4 protein-coding genes and 1 tRNA gene are annotated in these 2,287 nt (G+C 40.1%); all 5 read left to right on the forward strand.

Annotated elements, in window-relative coordinates; genetic code table 11:
• Window positions 1-6: 6 nt before the first annotated feature.
• Window positions 7-94 (forward strand) — tRNA-Ser (locus GX437_13430).
• An 83-nt stretch (window positions 95-177) separates the two neighbouring features.
• Entirely contained in the window at window positions 178-1,035 is an 858-nt protein-coding gene (locus tag GX437_13435) for a MotA/TolQ/ExbB proton channel family protein (protein NLJ08656.1), read from the forward strand.
• 18 nt (window positions 1,036-1,053) lie between these two features.
• Window positions 1,054-1,527: a hypothetical protein gene (locus GX437_13440; protein ID NLJ08657.1), complete on the forward strand. Its 474-nt coding sequence runs from the start codon at window positions 1,054-1,056 to the stop codon at window positions 1,525-1,527.
• 6 nt (window positions 1,528-1,533) lie between these two features.
• Window positions 1,534-2,076: a biopolymer transporter ExbD gene (locus GX437_13445; GenBank protein NLJ08658.1), complete on the forward strand. Its 543-nt coding sequence runs from the start codon at window positions 1,534-1,536 to the stop codon at window positions 2,074-2,076.
• Window positions 2,073-2,287, forward strand: a 215-nt coding sequence (locus GX437_13450) for a biopolymer transporter ExbD (GenBank protein NLJ08659.1), incomplete at its 3' end; no start/stop codon positions are given. The genes GX437_13445 and GX437_13450, both read left to right, overlap by 4 nt.

Here is a 2,287-nt window from a genome sequence, read left to right on the forward strand (position 1 = left end):
AATGAGGGAGAGGTGGCCGAGCGGTCGAAGGCGCACGCCTGGAAAGTGTGTAATCGTCAAAAGCGGTTCGCGGGTTCGAATCCCGCCCTCTCCGCTAAGCGACTTTGACGTAGCGGCTTATTAAATTAAACGGTAATGAAATAAATTGAATAACAATAAATTGTAAAAATGAGAAAAATGAAAAAGGTATTATTATCACTTACCCTGTTAGGAATGGTTTTCTATTTTGGAGCAAGCTATGCACAGGATGCCAAAAAAGAAACTGATAAAAAAGAGGCTGCCAAGAAAGAAGCAGTTCAGGAAAATGATGCACAGACTCCTGCTGATACTCAGGTGGCTGCACAAACACCGGCAGAACCTGCAAATATGGGAGGTGGCGAAGAACCTGTGGTAAAAAGAAGCGGGAAACAGATGATTAAGAAATTCTTTATCGATGGTGGACAATGGATGTTCCCGATTCTGCTGTGTTTTATCATTGGTCTTGCCGTTGTGATTGAGAAAATTATTTCTTTGAATCTGAAGTCTGTTAACACCAAAAAACTCCTTGGAAAAATTGAAGATTATTTCAAGAAAAACGATATTCAGGGAGCAGAAGAACTATGCAGGAATACACGCGGAAGTGTGGCTTCAATATTCTATCAGGCTATTTCACGCAGAAAAGAAGGAGTTGATGGGGTTGAAAAATCAATTGTTTCTTACGGAAGTGTACAAATGGCTATGCTGGAAAAAGGGCTGATCTGGATTTCACTCTTTATTGCCATAGCACCTATGCTCGGGTTCCTTGGTACGGTCGTTGGGATGGTTGGCGCTTTTGATGCCATCGAACAGGCAGGTACCATTTCTCCTTCCCTTGTTGCAGGTGGGATAAAGGTAGCTCTTATTACTACGGTTGGCGGTTTGATCGTTGCCATTATTCTTCAGCTTTTCTATAATTACCTCGTTTCAAAAATTGACGGTATTGTCAGCGATATGGAAGACTCATCCATTTCTCTGGTCGATATGATGATTGAATACGGTGTAACTGAAAAAAAATAACATTCTAAAAGTAATAAGATGAACGAAAAAAATAAAAGGATTTCACTGATTGTATCAATCATTTTCTATGGATTGATAGCTATTTTCAGTGCTGTCTTTGTTTATCAGTTTATTGTGAAGCCTCTACCTGAAAATTATCTGGGTGTACCTAATTATGAAGCATTTTCCGTCACACCTAAGGTGGGCTCACCCACTGCCGGTTTAACCCTTGCTCTCGTATTGGCCATTATTGCCATTATCACTATAGTAGTGGTTAGCATTGCCGGAATATTTTCAGGGGGGAGGAAAAACATAAAAACTTTGATCAGCTTTGCATTAATTGTGGTTATTTTTATTATTGCTTATGTAACTGCAGACGGAAGCATGACGCTTAATAAGGTTTCCGAAACAACCAGTAAACTGATAAGTGCAGGACTTGGACTGATGACCATTACTTTTGCCGTGGCTATTCTGGCTATTGTATTTTCAGAAATATGGGCATTTTTTAAATAATAGATTATGGCAGGAAATAGAGAAATACCGGAAATCAATGCAGCCTCCATGGCCGACATTGCTTTTCTTCTGCTCATTTTCTTCATTCTGATAACAACCATTGAAACCAATGAAGGGCTCGCAAGGGTTTTACCACCTATGCCCGTTAATGATCAACCCATTGTCGAAATCAATAAAAGAAATGTATTTGAGGTTAGGGTTAACTCCAATGACCAGCTTCTTGTGGAAGGCGAATACATGACCATTGGTCAATTAAAGGAAGCCACAAAAAGGTTTATTTTAAACTATGGAGCCGATCCCAATCTCTCTGTTTCACCTCAGGAGGCAGTAGTTTCCCTGAAAAACGACAGGGGTACAAGTTATAATATGTATATTCAGGTTCAGAATGAATTGACTGCAGCATATAATGAAATCCGTGATGCCGAAGCCCGGAAAAAATTCGGAAAATCTTACGATGAACTGGATGAGGATTCCCAAAAGATAATAAAAGAATTGTTCCCGATGAAAGTTTCTGAAGCTGAACCGGTTAATATCGGAGGTGCAAAATGAAAGGAAAATTTGATAAAAAAGGAGGGAAAAAGCTTCCGACAGTTAGCACTGCCTCCCTTCCCGACATTGTGTTTATGCTTCTGTTCTTTTTCATGGTGGCTACAAAAATCAGAGATTCCGATGCGATGGTGCAAACCAACATCCCGTCTGCTTCAGAAGTTACCAAACTGGAGAAAAAGGAATGGATTGTCAATATCAGCATAGGACCTCC

It is taken from the genome of Sphingobacteriales bacterium (assembly GCA_012517435.1).
Classification (GTDB): domain Bacteria; phylum Bacteroidota; class Bacteroidia; order CAILMK01; family JAAYUY01; genus JAAYUY01.